12 protein-coding genes are annotated in these 14150 nt (G+C 75.5%); 2 read left to right on the top strand and 10 right to left on the bottom strand.

Going from position 1 to position 14150, the window contains the following annotated elements:
* The first annotated feature begins 107 nt into the window (after positions 1-107).
* The gene (locus ACFYXU_RS28660; protein ID WP_389407687.1) at positions 108-1805 is read left to right on the top strand and encodes a bifunctional 3'-5' exonuclease/DNA polymerase; all 1698 of its coding nucleotides are present in this window, start codon (positions 108-110) and stop codon (positions 1803-1805) included.
* Positions 1806-1907: 102 nt separating this feature from the next.
* Here the strand turns inward: ACFYXU_RS28660 and ACFYXU_RS28665 are convergent, their stop codons facing one another.
* Positions 1908-3206: a hypothetical protein gene (locus ACFYXU_RS28665; protein ID WP_389460635.1), complete on the bottom strand. Its 1299-nt coding sequence runs from the start codon at positions 3204-3206 to the stop codon at positions 1908-1910.
* 124 nt (positions 3207-3330) lie between these two features.
* Positions 3331-3840 carry a SigE family RNA polymerase sigma factor gene (locus tag ACFYXU_RS28670; RefSeq protein ID WP_376509891.1) on the bottom strand — a complete coding sequence of 170 codons (510 nt, stop codon included), beginning with the start codon at positions 3838-3840 and terminating at the stop codon, positions 3331-3333.
* Between the two features lie 183 nt (positions 3841-4023).
* Between ACFYXU_RS28670 and ACFYXU_RS28675 the strand changes: the two genes are divergently transcribed.
* Positions 4024-4407: a DUF6479 family protein gene (locus ACFYXU_RS28675; RefSeq protein ID WP_389460638.1), complete on the top strand. Its 384-nt coding sequence runs from the start codon at positions 4024-4026 to the stop codon at positions 4405-4407.
* 189 nt (positions 4408-4596) lie between these two features.
* Here ACFYXU_RS28675 and ACFYXU_RS28680 read toward each other — a convergent pair whose 3' ends face one another.
* From ACFYXU_RS28680 to ACFYXU_RS28715, 8 genes are all read right to left on the bottom strand, one after another.
* On the bottom strand, positions 4597-5298 hold the full coding sequence (locus ACFYXU_RS28680) for a pyridoxamine 5'-phosphate oxidase family protein (protein WP_376509893.1): 702 nt from the start codon (positions 5296-5298) through the stop codon (positions 4597-4599).
* 43 nt (positions 5299-5341) lie between these two features.
* Positions 5342-6667, bottom strand: coding sequence for a lysine N(6)-hydroxylase/L-ornithine N(5)-oxygenase family protein (locus tag ACFYXU_RS28685; protein ID WP_389460640.1), 1326 nt, complete (start codon positions 6665-6667; stop codon positions 5342-5344).
* Between the two features lie 28 nt (positions 6668-6695).
* Positions 6696-7940 carry an APC family permease gene (locus tag ACFYXU_RS28690; RefSeq protein WP_389460642.1) on the bottom strand — a complete coding sequence of 415 codons (1245 nt, stop codon included), beginning with the start codon at positions 7938-7940 and terminating at the stop codon, positions 6696-6698.
* A 456-nt stretch (positions 7941-8396) separates the two neighbouring features.
* Positions 8397-10559, bottom strand: a complete 2163-nt coding sequence (locus ACFYXU_RS28695) for an FAD-dependent oxidoreductase (RefSeq protein ID WP_389460644.1) — start codon at positions 10557-10559, stop codon at positions 8397-8399.
* A 37-nt stretch (positions 10560-10596) separates the two neighbouring features.
* Positions 10597-12198 carry a class I tRNA ligase family protein gene (locus ACFYXU_RS28700; protein ID WP_389460646.1) on the bottom strand — a complete coding sequence of 534 codons (1602 nt, stop codon included), beginning with the start codon at positions 12196-12198 and terminating at the stop codon, positions 10597-10599.
* Complete coding sequence (locus tag ACFYXU_RS28705) at positions 12195-12596, bottom strand: cupin domain-containing protein (RefSeq protein ID WP_389460648.1); 402 nt, start codon at positions 12594-12596, stop codon at positions 12195-12197. The genes ACFYXU_RS28700 and ACFYXU_RS28705 overlap by 4 nt, the downstream gene beginning before the upstream one ends.
* A 287-nt stretch (positions 12597-12883) precedes the next feature.
* Positions 12884-13783, bottom strand: a complete 900-nt coding sequence (locus ACFYXU_RS28710) for a hypothetical protein (protein WP_389460650.1) — start codon at positions 13781-13783, stop codon at positions 12884-12886.
* A 5-nt stretch (positions 13784-13788) separates the two neighbouring features.
* Positions 13789-13986 carry a hypothetical protein gene (locus tag ACFYXU_RS28715; protein ID WP_376509906.1) on the bottom strand — a complete coding sequence of 66 codons (198 nt, stop codon included), beginning with the start codon at positions 13984-13986 and terminating at the stop codon, positions 13789-13791.
* Positions 13987-14150 lie beyond the last annotated feature (164 nt).

Raw genomic sequence — 14150 nt, forward strand, 5'->3', positions numbered from 1 at the left:
ACGGGCGGGGGCGAAGGCCCACACCGGGGGCGCGCGGCGGCAACCCGCGGGCGACGCGGGCGTGCCGTCGCCCGGCGCTGTCAGTGGTGGGTGCCAGACTCGCACCCGTGAGCGAACGGTGGGCGCTGGGCGTCGACGCGGACGGAGGGGACGGCGCACTGCTCGTGCCCCTCGGTCCGGACGGGCTGCCCGCCGGACCGGTGCGGCGCGAGCCGGACCTCGTGGCGGCCGTGCGGACCCGCCCCGAGGTGGCCCGCTGGGTGTGGCGGTCCACGGCCGAGGTCTACCCGCGGCTCCTCGCCGCCGGCGTCCGCGTCGAGCGGTGCTACGACGTCGAGGACGCCGAGCAGCTCCTCCTCGGCCACGAGGGCCGCCTCGGCGAGCCGCGCTCGGCGGCCGCCGCCCTGGCCCGCCTGCGGAACGCCCCCGTGCCGCCCGACCCGCCGCAGCGCGCCGCCGAGCCCGGCTCGCAGGACTCGCTCTTCGAGCCGAGGCCCACCGCCTCCGTGCCCTTCGACGGCCTCCTCGCGGTCTACGCGGAGCAGCTGCGCCGCCACGACCGGGCGGAGCACCCGGGCCGGATGCGGCTGCTCACGGCCGCGGAGTCGGCGGGGATGCTCGTGGCCGCCGAGATGCACCGGGCCGGGCTGCCCTGGCGGGCGGACGTCCACCGGGACCTGCTGGGCGAGCTGCTCGGCGAGCGGTACGCGGGCGGCGGCGAGCCCCGCCGGCTCGCGGAGCTCGCGGACGAGGTGTCGGCGGCGTTCGGCCGCCGGGTCCGCCCGGACCTGCCCGCCGACGTGGTGAAGGCCTTCGCTCAGGCCGGGATCCGGGTCCGCTCCACGCGCCGCTGGGAGCTCGCGGAGATCGACCACCCGGCCGTGGAGCCGCTCATCGCGTACAAGAAGCTCTACCGGATCTGGACGGCGCACGGCTGGTCCTGGCTGGCCGACTGGGTCCGGGACGGCCGCTTTCGCCCGGAGTACCTGCCGGGGGGCACGGTCAGCGGGCGCTGGACGACCAACGGCGGCGGCGCCCTGCAGATCCCGAAGGTGATCCGGCGGGCGGTGGTCGCCGACGAGGGCTGGCGCCTCGTGGTGGCCGACGCCGACCAGATGGAGCCGCGCGTCCTCGCCGCGATCTCCCGCGACCCGGGCCTGATGGACGTCGCGGGGCACCCCGACGACCTCTACACCCGCCTCTCCGACCGGGCCTTCTCCGGCGACCGCGACCACGCCAAGCTCGCCCTGCTCGGCGCGATCTACGGACAGACCAGCGGCGACGGCCTGAAGAACCTGGCGGCGCTGCGCCGCCGCTTCCCGCGCGCGGTGGCCTATGTCGACGAGGCGGCGAAGGCGGGCGAGGAGGGCCGGCTCGTACGGACCTGGCTGGGCCGGACCAGTCCGCGGGCGGTCGGCGCGGGCGAGGACGAGGAGGCGGGCCTCCCGCAGGAGGGGGCGGGCGCCCCGGAGCCGGAGAGCGGCGAGTTCGTCCCCGGGTACGCCTCGGGGAACGCCCGGGCGCGCGGGCGCTTCACCCGCAACTTCGTCGTGCAGGGCAGCGCCGCCGACTGGGCGCTGCTGATGCTGGCGGCCCTGCGCCGCTCCCTCGCGGGGATGCGGGCGGAGCTGGTCTTCTTCCAGCACGACGAGGTGATCGTGCACTGTCCCGCGGAGGAGGCCGCGGCGGTGACGGAGGCGATCCGGACCGCCGGGGACGAGGCCGGGCGGATCGCGTTCGGGGAGACGCCGGTCCGGTTCCCGTTCACGACGGCGACGGTCGAGCGGTACGCGGACGCCAAGTAGGCGGCCGAGGGCGGGACTTCGGAAGCGGACCGCCGGGCGGTGCGCGCGCGAAGGAGCCGGTGGCACGGAGCTCCCCGTGCCACCGGCGGTCTCGTGCGCGGCTCAGTTCAGCGGCAGCTCGTGCCACTTCGGGCTCAGGGCCAGGGCCTTCAGCTGCTCCATCGTCAGCGCGGGCTCGTCGCGGGTCGCGGCCTCGTACTGGGCGCCCGCGTTGAAGGCGGAGACGACGACCCGGAAGCCCTGCGGGGTCAGCGTGTCGACGCTCCACCAGACGACCCCGGCGCCGCCCTTCTCACCGGGCTGCCGGACGGACTTGACCTTGGTGCCGTCGGGCAGGGTGGAGACGCCCGCGCCGGTGAAGAGCTGGGCGCCGGACTTCCCCGCGGAGGGCTGCACGTCGACGCCGACGAGGCTCCTGCCCCTGCCGTCGTCGACGACGACGTAGCCGTGGCCGTCACCGCCGCCGTGGGACATCACGGCGGCGCCCTTCGGCAGCAGCGAGCGCAGCGTGGCCTGCACGGCGGCGGCGCTCGGCACGGGGGGCCGCTGGGGCGTGCCGGGGTCGGGCTGCGGGGGCGCGCCCAGCTTCTTGAGCAGCGGCCGCCATCCGTCGGCGGTGACGAGGGCCTTCAGCTGGGAGAGGCTGAAGGGCGGGTTCTCGCGGGTGACCGCGGCGCCCTTCTCGGCGGCGGCGTTGTACTCGCTCACGTCGACGAGGAAGCCGTCCTTCGTGAGCAGGACGGCCCGCCAGTTCTTGGTCTCCTCGCGCCCGTCGGAGTACACGTACCCCTGGAGGATCATGATCCGGTCGCCGTTCGGGACCTGCCCGTCGGCGCACCTGTCGTAGCGGACGAGCGCCTTGTCGGGGCAGGTGACCTGGTCCTTGCCGGCCTCGCCGCCCGTGCCCGCCCGGAAGAGGCCGACGCTGACGCCCGCTTTGCCCCCGCCGTCGTCGTAGACGCCGGTGACCGACTGGCCCCGGCCTTCGAGGCCGTCGAACTGCCACTTCCCGGCAGGGGTGTGGGCCTTGAGGACGGCGGCGATGTCCCGGACGGGGACGCCGGCCTCGGGCCGGTTCTCCTTGCCGCCGCCGGTGTCCTCGCTCGGGGCGGGGCGCGGGGGCCCCGCCACGGAGGTGGCCGTCGGGTCCCCGGCGGGGTCGAGGAGCGAGCCGCCGTAGACGCCGCCGATGCCGACGGCGGCGAGCGCGAGGGCGCCGCCGGTCACCGCGAGGCGGCGGCGCATCAGGCGGCGCCGGCCGCGCCGGAGCCCGCCCTCGACCAGCTCGCGCCGGCCGTCGGCGGAGAAGCCGTCGCCGGTGGTGCGCAGGACGGCGCCGAGCTCCTCCTCGAAGCGCGGGTGCGGCGCTCCGTCGTGCGGGTGTCCTTCGTTCTGGGGCATGCCGAGATCACCGTCTCCGGTCGGAGGGAAGTCGAGAAGATCGAGAAGGTCGATGGGTCGAATGAGTCGAGGAGATCGAGCCATTCGAGAGATGGGGAGATCGAGGAGACCGGGAAAGACCTGGTCAGCGGGTGGCGAACTCGGCCACGCTGCCGCCGAGCCGTTCCCGCAGCTTCGCGAGCGCCCGCACCGACCGGGTGCGGACGGCGGCGGAGCTGACATGCAGGGCGTCGGCGGTCTCCTCGATGCTGCGGTCCTCCCAGTACCGCAGCACCACCACCGCCCGGTCCTTCGGCGCGAGGCCGGCCAGCGCGTCGAGCAGCGCGATCCTCAGAGCCGGGTCCTCGCCGTGCTCGGGGGCGCGGTCGGGCAGTTCGCCGAGCGGCCGCTCGGTGGCGGAGCGGCGCCTGCGGTGGCTGAGGAAGATGCGGACGAGCACGGTCTGGGCGTATGCGGCGGGGTTCCCGATCCGGGCCATCCGGCCCCAGTGGGCGTACATCCGGCCGAGCGTCTCCTGCGTGAGGTCCTCGGCCAGGTGGGTGTCGCCGCTGGTCAGCAGGCACGCCGAGCGGAACAGATGGCCCGTGCGTGCGGAGGCGAACTCCAGGAACTCGTCCGCGCGGGACTTTCTCATGCCCCTCCCTTCCCTCGCGGTCACATGGCGTGGTCGCCGTACACCTCATTGACGCGACGGGGGCGCGGAAATGTTTCAGACGGATTCACGGATTCGCGGATTCACGGGATCGCGGGATCGCGGAATCGCGGCGGATCCCCGCCCGACGTATCCGAACAAGCGGAATCGGGTAATCCTGAAGGTATGAACACTCTCAGCGCAACAGAGAACCTGGCCGCTGGGGTTTGGCAGTCAGGTCTGGCCCAGGTCGTCGGCGGACTCGTCGTCGTCTTCGTGCTGATCGGCGCCGTCATTCTCGGCTTCCGGCTCAGCGACCGTGAGTCCCGTACGCCGAAGCCGGAGGAACAGCCGCACCGGCCCGACACCGGGGCACTGCCCGGCGAGACGTCCGAGTACCGCAGGCCGGCCGCGATGCCGCAGACCGACGGCGAGCACCGGCTCATGCCCTACCAGCTGAAGGAATCCGGCACGGAGACCTCACCCGAGCCACCGACCGAGGAGAAGCGCAAGTGGGGCGGCATCTCCAGCGGCGGCTTCGGCAGCGGAGGCACCGGGCACGGCGACTGACGCCCCCGCCCCGGCGCGGCGGACACAGCAGAGCCCAGCCGGTCGGTCACGGCTGGGCTCGGTCCGCGAGACGGGCGCGCGGTCACTCGGTCACGGCTGGGGTCGGTCCGCGGGGTCGGCGCACGGTAACCGGGACCGGGGGCGTGCACCTCGCGGCCCGCGTCACGGGCGTGCACCTCCCCGCCCGCGTCACCGGGTCCGGGGTGCGTGCACCTCCCGGCCCGCGCGCGAGGCGATGTGGGCGGGCGGGGCGAGGTCCGCGGGGAGGATCGGGTCCGTGACGGGTTCGCCGAAGGTGGTCACGACCGGCAGCACTCCCGCCCACAGGCCGAGCGCCGCGTCCTCGGACTCGCCGTCGTCCGGCGGGCCGTCGGCGGTCTTCACGGAGGCCTCGGTGAGGTCGAGCGCGAGCAGCGCGGTCGCGGCCAGTTCCTTGCGGCTCGGCCGGCGGACGTACTCCCACTGCCCCGGAGAGCTCTGCTCGGTCAGGGCCCGCAGGCCGCGGAGCTTCTCCTCCGGGTCGGTGACGATCTCGGGGACCCCGTAGACCATCGCGCAGCGGTAGTTGACGCCGTGCTCGAAGACGGACCGGGCGAGGACGAGGCCGTCGACGTGGGTGACCGTGACGCACACGGTGGTGTCGGGGGCCTGGACCAGGCTGCGGCTGGCGACCGAGCCGTGCAGGTAGAGCCGGTCGCCGTCCACCCCGTACGCGGTGGGCACCACCATCGTCGTGCCGTCGACGGTGACCCCGAGGTGGCAGAGGAAGCCGGCGGCGAGCACGGCGTCCAGGTCCGCCCGCCGGTGGCTGCCCTTGTGACGCATCCGGCGCAGCCGGGTCCGCTCGGTGACGGCCAGCTCGTCGCCGAGCTCTGTGGTGGTGCTGCTCATGATGACCTCTCGTTCCGTGCGGGTGTAGGTGTTGTACGGGGGATCAGCCCGTCACCGCCACCGGCGCCCGCCTGTCGGAACGGCGGCCCGCCACCAGGCTGTCGCAGATCTCGCCGGCCCGGACGGCGGCCATCGACAGCAGGTTGGCCGTGATGCCGTGCGAGTGCTCCGTACCGCCCATCAGGTAGATCCCGGCCTCGACCTCGGGCGCGGTCTCCACCCGGTAGTCGCGGCGCACCCGCAGCCGGCCGTCCTCGTCGCGCGCGCAGGCGGCGTCGAGCTCCCCGAGCAGCCGGCCCGGATCGGGCTCGGAGTAGCCGGTGGCGTAGACGACGGCGTCCGCGTCCATCGTCTCCGTCTCCCCGGTGGCCAGGTTCCGCACCTGGACGCGGACTCCGTCGGGGCCCTCCTCGACCTCGGTGAGGCGGGTGACGCCGAGGATCCTCAGGCGCTGCTCGCCGCGGACCTTCTCCTGGTAGGAGCGGCGGTACAGCTCCTCGATGAGGTCCATGTCGACGACGCCGTAGTTGGTGTTGCGGTGGTAGTCCATGAGCGTGCGGCGGACCGCCGGCTCGGCCCCGTGGTAGAGGTCCACGGCCTCCGGGTCGAAGATCCGGTTCGCGTAGGGGCTGTCGTCGGCCGGGCTGTAGCCGTAGCGGGTGTGGACGGCGACGACCTCGGCCCCCGCGAACTCCCGGTGCAGGTGGTCGGCGATCTCGGCGGCGCTCTGCCCGGCCCCGGCGACGACGAAGCGGCGCGGCTCGGTGGTGGGCAGGGCGGCGAGCCGGTGCAGGAACTCGCTGCTGTGCCAGAGGCGTTCGGAGGAGGTGACGCCCTCGGGGAGCCGGGGGACGAGGCCGGTGCCGACGACGAGGTTGCGCGCCCGGTAGGTGACGGCCTCGCTCTCTCCGACGGTGGCGACGTCGACCTCGACGACGCGGCCGGCGGGCTCCGCCGGGCCCGCGGGCCGGACCGCGGTGACTTCGAGCCCGTAACGGACCATGTGGTCCACGCCGTTGGCGGCCCACTGGAGGTAGTCGTGGAACTCCTCGCGGGTCGGGAAGAGCACCTTGTGGTTGATGAAGTCGACCAGGCGTCCCCGGTCGTGGAGGTACGGGACGAAGCCGAAGCGGCTGCGCGGATCGCGGAGCGTGGCCAGGTCCTTCAGGAAGGAGACCTGCATGGTGGCGTCCGGCAGGAGCATGCCCCGGTGCCAGCCGAAGGCCGGCTGCTTCTCCAGGAAGACGGCGGTGAGCCGCTCGTCGGGCGCGGCCCGCTCGTTGTGCTCCTCGATGGCGATCGCGAGGGCGAGGTTGGCGGGACCGAAGCCGACACCGACGACGTCGTAGACGGGAGTGGTCTCGTTCATGGCGGAGCACCTTTCGGCGGAGAGGGGTTCAGGAGGTCCGGGTGCGGGCGGTGACGACCGCGCAGCCGGCGGCCAGGAGCAGGGCGAGCAGCAGCCCCGTACCGGCGAAGGAGAGGAAGACGGCCGCGATCAGCAGCGTCACGACGGCCGTCGTCCGCAGGGCCCGGCCGGTGCCCCGGGCCCGCAGGGCGGCCGCGGCGGCGGCCACGTACAGCAGCAGGAACGCGCTGCTGGTGATGACGAGGACCAGCTCCTCACCCGTGTCGGTGAGAGTCAGGGTCCCGAGGACGGCCGCGTAGGCGAGGGCCAGGGCGACGGTCGCGGACAGCGGGCGGTCGGCCAGGACGCGCGGCAGGATCCGCTCCCGGGCCGCGGCCCGGACGACGCGGGTGGCGCCCAGCACCCAGGCGTTGGTGGCGACGACCGCGAGTCCGAGGGCGAGGAGATCGCCCGCGAGCGCGCCGCCGTCGCCGAGCGAGGCGCCGAGGAGGGCGGTGATGACGACGGGCTCGTCGCCGGGGACGGCCAGGTAGGCGGCCGTCACCGCCGCGTACAGCAGTCCGACGATGGGGACCGCCCAGCGGATCGCGCGGCGGTAGCTGCGGGCCGGGTCGTCGACCTGCTCGGCGAGCGTGGAGACGTTCTCCCAGCCGAGGAAGGAGAAGAAGGCGGTGACGACGGCGATGCCGACGCCGCCCCAGCCGTGGGTGAGGAACGGGGTGTACGCGCCCGCGTCGAACCGCGGCACCGCGAGCACCACGGCCGCGCCCAGGCCGAGCAGCAGCACGGCCAGGGCCCCGGCCTGCACGCGGGCTCCGGCCGTGAGTCCCAGCAGCGTGAACGCGGCCGACAGCGCCATGAACCCGATCGCGATCGGGTACACCGGGCCGTCGGGCTGGCCCAGCAGCCCCAGCAGACAGCGGGCGGACACGATGCCCATCACCGGATTGCCGATGACGTACGTGGCGACCAGCAGCAGCGCCGCCGCGCGGCCCGGGCGGCGCCCGAAGCCCGCCTCCACCATCGCGGCGAGACCGGAGGCGTCGGGGCGCCAGGCGGACATCTCCGCGAAGAAGCGGGCGAAGGGGTACGAGCTGAGGGCGAGCGCCAGCCAGGCGAGGATCGCGGCGGGGCCGGCCTGCCGCTCGGTCAGACCCGGCACCAGAAGGATGCCGGTCCCGACGAGGCTGCTGACGTAGAACACGACGAGCGCGCGCACCCCGAGAGCGGGACTCCGCCGCGCGACGGGCGTCGGCTTCAGAAGATCGGTCATGGTGTCACCTCCGAGGATGAGTTGTGCCTTGCGTAGCGCCGGGTCGACGCCCCGCCCGTCGCGGGCCCGCGCCCACCCGTTGTGGGCAGGCGTTCCGCAAGGGGCGGAACGGGTGGGCACAACGGAACGGCGCCCTTGCCGGCGCCAGAGGCTCTTGTGCCTGGACCCGCGCCCACGTGCACGGTCGCTGGGCGGTGCGGGTCGAGGCACGGAACGCGGAGGCGCCGCGAAAGGGCGCCGTCCCGTGTGCCCACCCGTCCCGCCCCAGCGGGACGATTGCCCACACGGAGGCGGGGCGAAGGCCACACGGGCAGCGGGCGACGGCCCACGGGCGGCGGCGGCCCCACCCGGGCACGGGCGGCGGCCCCGCACCTGGCGCGTCCCGGGGCCCACCCGGACCGGCGCGGGCGCAGGCACACCGGGGCACCCACCCGCACCCCCACCCGCCCCGTTCGTTCAAGGCTCCGCCAAGACCTCCAGCGTCTCCGTCGCCGCGAGCTCCGCCGCCCCCGGCGCCGTCTTGAAGCCCGCCCCCGACCACCCCGTGGCGAGCACGATCCGGCTCCCGGGCCGCTCGCGGCCGAGGTGCGGGCGGGAGTGCGGCGTGTAGAGGTCGACGCCCCGGCGTCCGCCGAGGAAGCGGGTGGCGGGGTCGGCGAGCCAGGGCCACCGCACGGCCGCCCCCTCCCGGATGTACGCCACGTGCGCGTCCGTCAGGGTGGCCTCGCCGCCCGGCGCCACGTCCCACTCGTCGACGGGCCGTCCGGCCATGTAGCCGCCGGCCGCCTCGCCGCTGAGCTGGGGCCGCCCCCAGACGCCGCTCACCAGGTCGACGACGGTCGGCAGTCCGGCGGTGGCGGGGTGGTGGAAGAAGCCGTACCGGATGCTCTTGGTGCGTCCGGCCTCCGCGCCGCTCAGCCGGTGGCCGGCGATCTCCCCGGTGCCGCCGCCCGCGGCGAGGACGACGGCGCGGGCCTCGACGGGTCCGCCCGGTTCGAGGAGGACGCGGACCCGGTCGGCCCCGGGCGGGGCGTCGAGCTCCCGGACCCGGGCGGGCAGCAGCCGGGCCCCGTGGGCGAGGGCGCGGTCGCGGTAGACCCGGGCGGTGCGGGGCGGGTCGGCGTAACCGGCCCGGGGTTCCCAGACGGCGGCGGTGACGCCGTCGACGGAGAGCGCGGGGAAGCGGGCCCCGAGCACGCCGGGGTCCAGCAACTCGGCGGTGACTCCCGCCCCGTTGAGCTCGGCGACGCCCTTCTCGGCCTGCTCCAGGTCGTCGTCGCCGCAGAGGACGAGCGATCCGGTGGTCATGAAGCCGTACGGTCCCGGCGCGAGCGCGGCCGGTCCCCAGGCGAGCTGGTGACTGCGCAGGGCGAGCGCCCGCAGGTACGGGTCGGCCTCGAAGGAGCGGACGAGCCCGCCGGACCAGGCGGTGGCGTGGTCCTGGCGGCCGTCCATGGGGGCGACGAGCGCGACCCGCGCACCGCGCCGGGCGAGTGCGGCGGCGGTGGCGGAGCCGACGACCCCGGCGCCGACGACGATGACGTCGTAGGCGCGCCCGTGCCGCCCGCCGCCGCGCGGGGCCGCCGCACCGGCCGGGGCGGGCACGGGCACAGGCACGAAGTCCCATCCCACGCTGCCCGGTTCGGGTTCGCCGAGCGCCGTGAACCCCCGGTCCGCGTGCGCCCGTACGGCGGCCAGCAGGCTGCGGCCGGTGCGCCCCGGGTCCTCGGAGAGCGCTGCGGTGGCGGCGGCGAAGGCCGCGTCCACGTGGGCCTCGGGCCCGCCGCGCATCCGGGCCACGGACGCGCCGCCGGGCGCCGGCTCGCCGAGCAGGGCCGCGAACTCGTCGACCGCGCAGTCGTCGGTGAACCAGAAACCGCCCCGGAATCCGGCCTCCCGCCAGACGCGGGCCGCCCGCGCGGCCCCGACGTGGGTCCCGCAGACGACGAGCGCCGTGAGCGCGGCGGGGTCGCCGGGGCCGTCGAGGACGGGCACGCCCGCGAGCTCCCCGGCCAGGACGGCCGGGACGGGCACGGCGCCCGTCGCGGGCCCGCTCCCGTCGGAGACCACGGCCCCCGAGGGGAGCGCGGGCCGCGGCGCGACCGCCGAGGCGTCCCGTACGAGGAGGGCGAGCCGCTCCCCGTACAGGCTGCCGTCGTGCGTGACGGCGACCCGGGTGTGTCCGGCGTCCCGTACGGCGGCGAGCAGGTCGACCGCCTGGGCCCGGTCGTCGGGGCACCAGCGCAGGAGCGTGCCCGCGCCGTCGGCGAGGAGGCCGGGCACGGTGGCCAGCGGGAGGAGCACGGGGAGCCCGGCCGCCCGGTAGACGGGGAGGGCCGCCGCGGCTCCGGCGCTGTTGAAGTGCCCGACGACGAGCGCGTGCCGGCCCTCGGCGACGACCGCCTCGGCGATCTGCCGGGCCGTCTCGGCCTCGCCCCGGTCGTCGTACAGCTCCCAGTTCACGGCCGTCCCGTACCGCTCGGCCGCCCGCTCCAGGTGCTCGCCCCAGGCGGCCCGGGGCCCGGAGAAGGGCCCGACGACGGCCCCGCGCGGCAGCCCCGCCGCACCCGCCACGTCGGCCACACCCAGCACCTCGGGCCCACCCGACACCTCAGGCACCTCAGACACCTCAGGCACTTCCAAGGCCTCAGGCACCTCAGGCACCGAAGACCGCCCCGGGCCAGGCCGCCACCGGGGTCCCCGGGGCGAGCGGCGCGAGGGCCTCCGCGTCGACCCGGCGCTCCGGCGCGAGGCCGAGGAGGGCGGCGAGCCGGGCGGAGCCGTACGGCAGGGCGGGCGCGGCCCAGGCGGACAGCGCGGCGGCGACGGCCAGCTGGGCGGAGAGCGCGGAGCGGTGGGCGGGGGCCCCGTCCGGGCGCTCGGCCTCGAAGCCGTTCACGTAACCGAAGTCCTCGGCGAGGTACACCACTTCGTCGAGCAGGGCGATCGCGCGCCGCGCGTCGTACCCCTCGACGCCGTACGCCTCGCGGAGCTGTCCGACGGTCTCCGTGAGCCGGGCGCGCAGCCGCTCCCACGCGGGGCCGCTCGGCGCCTCGGCGGGGGCGGTGCCACCGGCCTCGGCGACGGCGGTGAGCAGCCGGCCGAGCCAGCCGTCCCAGCGTTCGGCGAGCCGCTCCCGGCTCAGCGTGAGGGCGCCGGAACTGAAGCTGGTCTGACGGCCGTTGGGGCGGTCGGACAGCACGTGGTAGCGCAGGACGTCCGCGCTCGTCCGGGCGAGCTCCTCGTGCGCCCAGATCGCGTGGCGCCGGCTGGTGGAGAACTTGAGCCCTTCGAGCCGGTAGAACTCGTTGACGACGAAGGCCCGGGGCAGCGCGATCGCGGGGTCGTACGCCCGGAACGCGGCGGGGAACAGCAGGGCGTGGAAGTAGCCGTTGTCGAAGCCGAAGAACTGGACGGGCGCGGGCGCCGGTCCGGTCCCCTCGTCGCCGGTCCACTCCAGGAGGTAGCCCGGGGCCATCTCGAACCAGACGTAGATCCGATGGTCGGCGAAGCCCGCGACGGGCACCGGCACGCCCCACTCGGAGGGGTGGCTGACGGCGATCTCGGGGAGCCCGTCGGCCCGCATCCGCTCGCACAGGGAGCGCAGGTGCGGCGGCATGTCGACCTGGTCCCAGAAGGCGGTGAGCCGGTCCTCCCAGGGCGCGAGGGGGAAGTAGAGCCGCTCGCAGTCGCGGAGTTCGGGGGCGGCGCCGCAGCCGGTGCAGACGGGGTCGGTGAGGTCGGCGCAGTCGTTGGGGCGGCCGCAGGGCTCGCAGGCGTTGCCGTTGGAGGCGGAGCCGCAGTGCGGGCAGCCGCCCTTGAGGTGCGCCTCGTACAGCCAGCGCTCGCAGCCGGTGCAGTAGGGCAGGGGCCGCGTCCGGGCGACGATGTGCCCGGCGTCGTACAGCCGGCTGAAGAAGTCCTGGACGGCGGCGTGGTAGCCGACGTCGCGGCGCGGGCGGACGATCGCGTCGAAGTCGGCGCCGGCCTGGCGCCACACGGACTCGATGGAGGCGCCGTAGCCGTCGGCGACCTCGTCGCCCTTGCGGCCGCCGTCGTTCAGTCCGCGGACGGGCACGTAGCTCTGGTGGTCGTCGAGCCCGGTCGTGTAGCGGACCGGGCCGTCGCCCTCGGCGGCGAGGAAGCGGCGCAGGACGTCACCGGCGAGGTAGGGCCCGGCGAGGTGGCCGAGGTGGAGGTCGCCGTTGGGGGTGGGCGGGGTGGCGGTGATCCAGTGGGCGGACACGTCGGCGCTCACGCGGCGACCTCCTCGTTGTCGGTGCCGTCGGTGTCGTTCCCGGTGCGCAGGGCGGGCTCGCGCAGCGGCCAGTAGAGGGAGACCCAGCTCAGCTCGGCCTCGCCGGTGTTGTGGACGACGTGCTCCTGGTTGCGGGGCAGCACGACGACGTCACCCGTGCGGAAGGGCGGCTCCAGCACCCCGTCGAGGGTCACGCTGCCCGTGCCGGACAGGATGATCATGACCTCGTCCTGGTTGTGGCAGTCGGGCGCGGAGTCCCCGCCGGGCTCCAGGAAGCAGGCCATCGCCCCGACGGGCGGCTCGGCGTCCCCGCCGGGCCACGGGACGAGCCGCTGGCAGGCGAGCCCGAACTCCTCGGTGGCGGCGCTGCGGTCGATGCGGAAGCGGCGATCGGTCATGGGGGCGGCTCCGGGTTTCGGATTCGAGGGCGGGTCGCGGTACGGAGTGGGGGCGAGGGCCGGTTCTCCGGGCGGCGGGATCGGCGAGGTGAAGGGCATACGGGTCTCCTGGGACGGCGGGAGGAGGCGGCCGGGGCGGCCTCAGGACACGACGGCGGCGGTCGGGGCCTCAGGACGCGATGGCGGCGGGGCGGGAGGCCGCGGTCGGGGGCCTCAGGACGCGACGACGACAGACGAAGCGCATGGCTCTCAGGACGCGACGGCGCGAGAGGGACGAGGAGCGGGCCTCAGTCGGACAGGTGCGGCCGGGGGTCCAGGCCCGTCACCGACGCGACCGGGATCCGGGCGAGACCGGCCATGACCTGGCGCGGGCCGGCCCCCCACCCGTACCGCCGCTTGAGCGGCGCGACGTGGGTGGCGATGAGCGCGAGGAGGGGCGCGAGGTCGGTGGAGGTGGCGCCGAGGAGCGCCAGCAGCTGTTCGGTGCGGGTCAGGCCCGCGCCGGGGCCGATCCCGTGCACGGCGGCGTCCTGCCAGGTGGCGCCGGCGCTCCCGGCGACCACGGTGTTGTGGAGGGCGAAGCCCTGGTTGTCGTGGGCGTGGATGCCGACGGGTGCGGCGAGCGCGGCGCGGGTGGACTGGACGAGGTCGATGACGCGCTCGGGGCGGAGCGAGCCGAGGGAGTCGACGAGGAAGACGGCGTCGAGCGGGCCGAGGGCGGCGCTCTCGCCGAGGCAGCGGTCGAGTTCCGGGTGGGAGGCGAGGTCGATGTGGGTGAGGAAGAGGCAGACGCCGAAGCCGGCTTCCCGCAGGCGGTGCAGGGGGGCGGCGGCGCGGGCCACCCGGTCGTACCGGACGGCGAGGCGGACGAGGCCCACCGTCACCGGCCCGGCGGACAGGGCGTCGGCGATCCGCCCGGCGGAGGCCGTGGCGGCGGCGTCCGAGGCGGGCAGCGCGGAGGTGTCGAGGAGGACGGAGAGGCGGGGGCCGTAGCGCTCGGGGAGCGGGACCGGCAGCAGCGCGCCGCGCGGGGCCGAGCGGTCGGCGGGGTCGTGGACGGCGCCCAGCTCGATGACGTCGATGCCGAGCCGCGCGCAGACCGCGAGGTAGTCGGCGGCCAGCGCGGGGGGTACGGATCCGCCGGTGAGCCGTCCGCCGGTGCGCAGGGTGCAGTCGAGCAGGGTCACCGGGGTCACCCCCAGCCGGTGTCGTTCGTGCGGGCGCCGGAGCCCGGGGCGCCCCACCCGGTGTCGTGGACGCCGGTGAGGACGGCCGCGCCCCAGCCGGTGTCGTCGGTGCGGGTGCCGATCCGGTCGGCGGTGACGGTGCCGAGGCCCGCGAGGCCGACGACGAGGGTGGTGAGGAGGGTGGTGCGGATCCGCCGCTTCATGTCGAGTGCTCTCTTTCCGCTTCCGCGAGGAGTAAGTGGTGGGATTCCGTGGGGGATTGCGAGCTTCGCGGGCTGTGCGAGCCTGGTGCGCTTTGACCTTGTGGGCGGTGGTACGAACGTATCGGCGGCGGAATGCCTATGGGGCGGAGCGCATGGCTCATTAG

This window comes from Streptomyces sp. NPDC002232, assembly GCF_042890295.1.
Classification (GTDB): Bacteria; Actinomycetota; Actinomycetes; order Streptomycetales; family Streptomycetaceae; genus Streptomyces.

Bases quoted from the DNA above. Each gene is read 5' to 3' on its own strand.
- ACFYXU_RS28690 (WP_389460642.1), bottom strand. From the start codon at position 7,940: ATGACCGATCTTCTGAAGCCGACGCCCGTCGCGCGGCGGAGTCCCGCT.
- ACFYXU_RS28675 (WP_389460638.1), top strand. From the start codon at position 4,024: ATGAACACTCTCAGCGCAACAGAGAACCTGGCCGCTGGGGTTTGGCAG.
- ACFYXU_RS28680 (WP_376509893.1), bottom strand. From the start codon at position 5,298: ATGAGCAGCACCACCACAGAGCTCGGCGACGAGCTGGCCGTCACCGAG.
- ACFYXU_RS28715 (WP_376509906.1), bottom strand. From the start codon at position 13,986: ATGAAGCGGCGGATCCGCACCACCCTCCTCACCACCCTCGTCGTCGGC.
- ACFYXU_RS28670 (WP_376509891.1), bottom strand. From the start codon at position 3,840: ATGAGAAAGTCCCGCGCGGACGAGTTCCTGGAGTTCGCCTCCGCACGC.
- ACFYXU_RS28665 (WP_389460635.1), bottom strand. From the start codon at position 3,206: ATGCCCCAGAACGAAGGACACCCGCACGACGGAGCGCCGCACCCGCGC.
- ACFYXU_RS28685 (WP_389460640.1), bottom strand. From the start codon at position 6,667: ATGAACGAGACCACTCCCGTCTACGACGTCGTCGGTGTCGGCTTCGGT.
- ACFYXU_RS28705 (WP_389460648.1), bottom strand. From the start codon at position 12,596: ATGACCGATCGCCGCTTCCGCATCGACCGCAGCGCCGCCACCGAGGAG.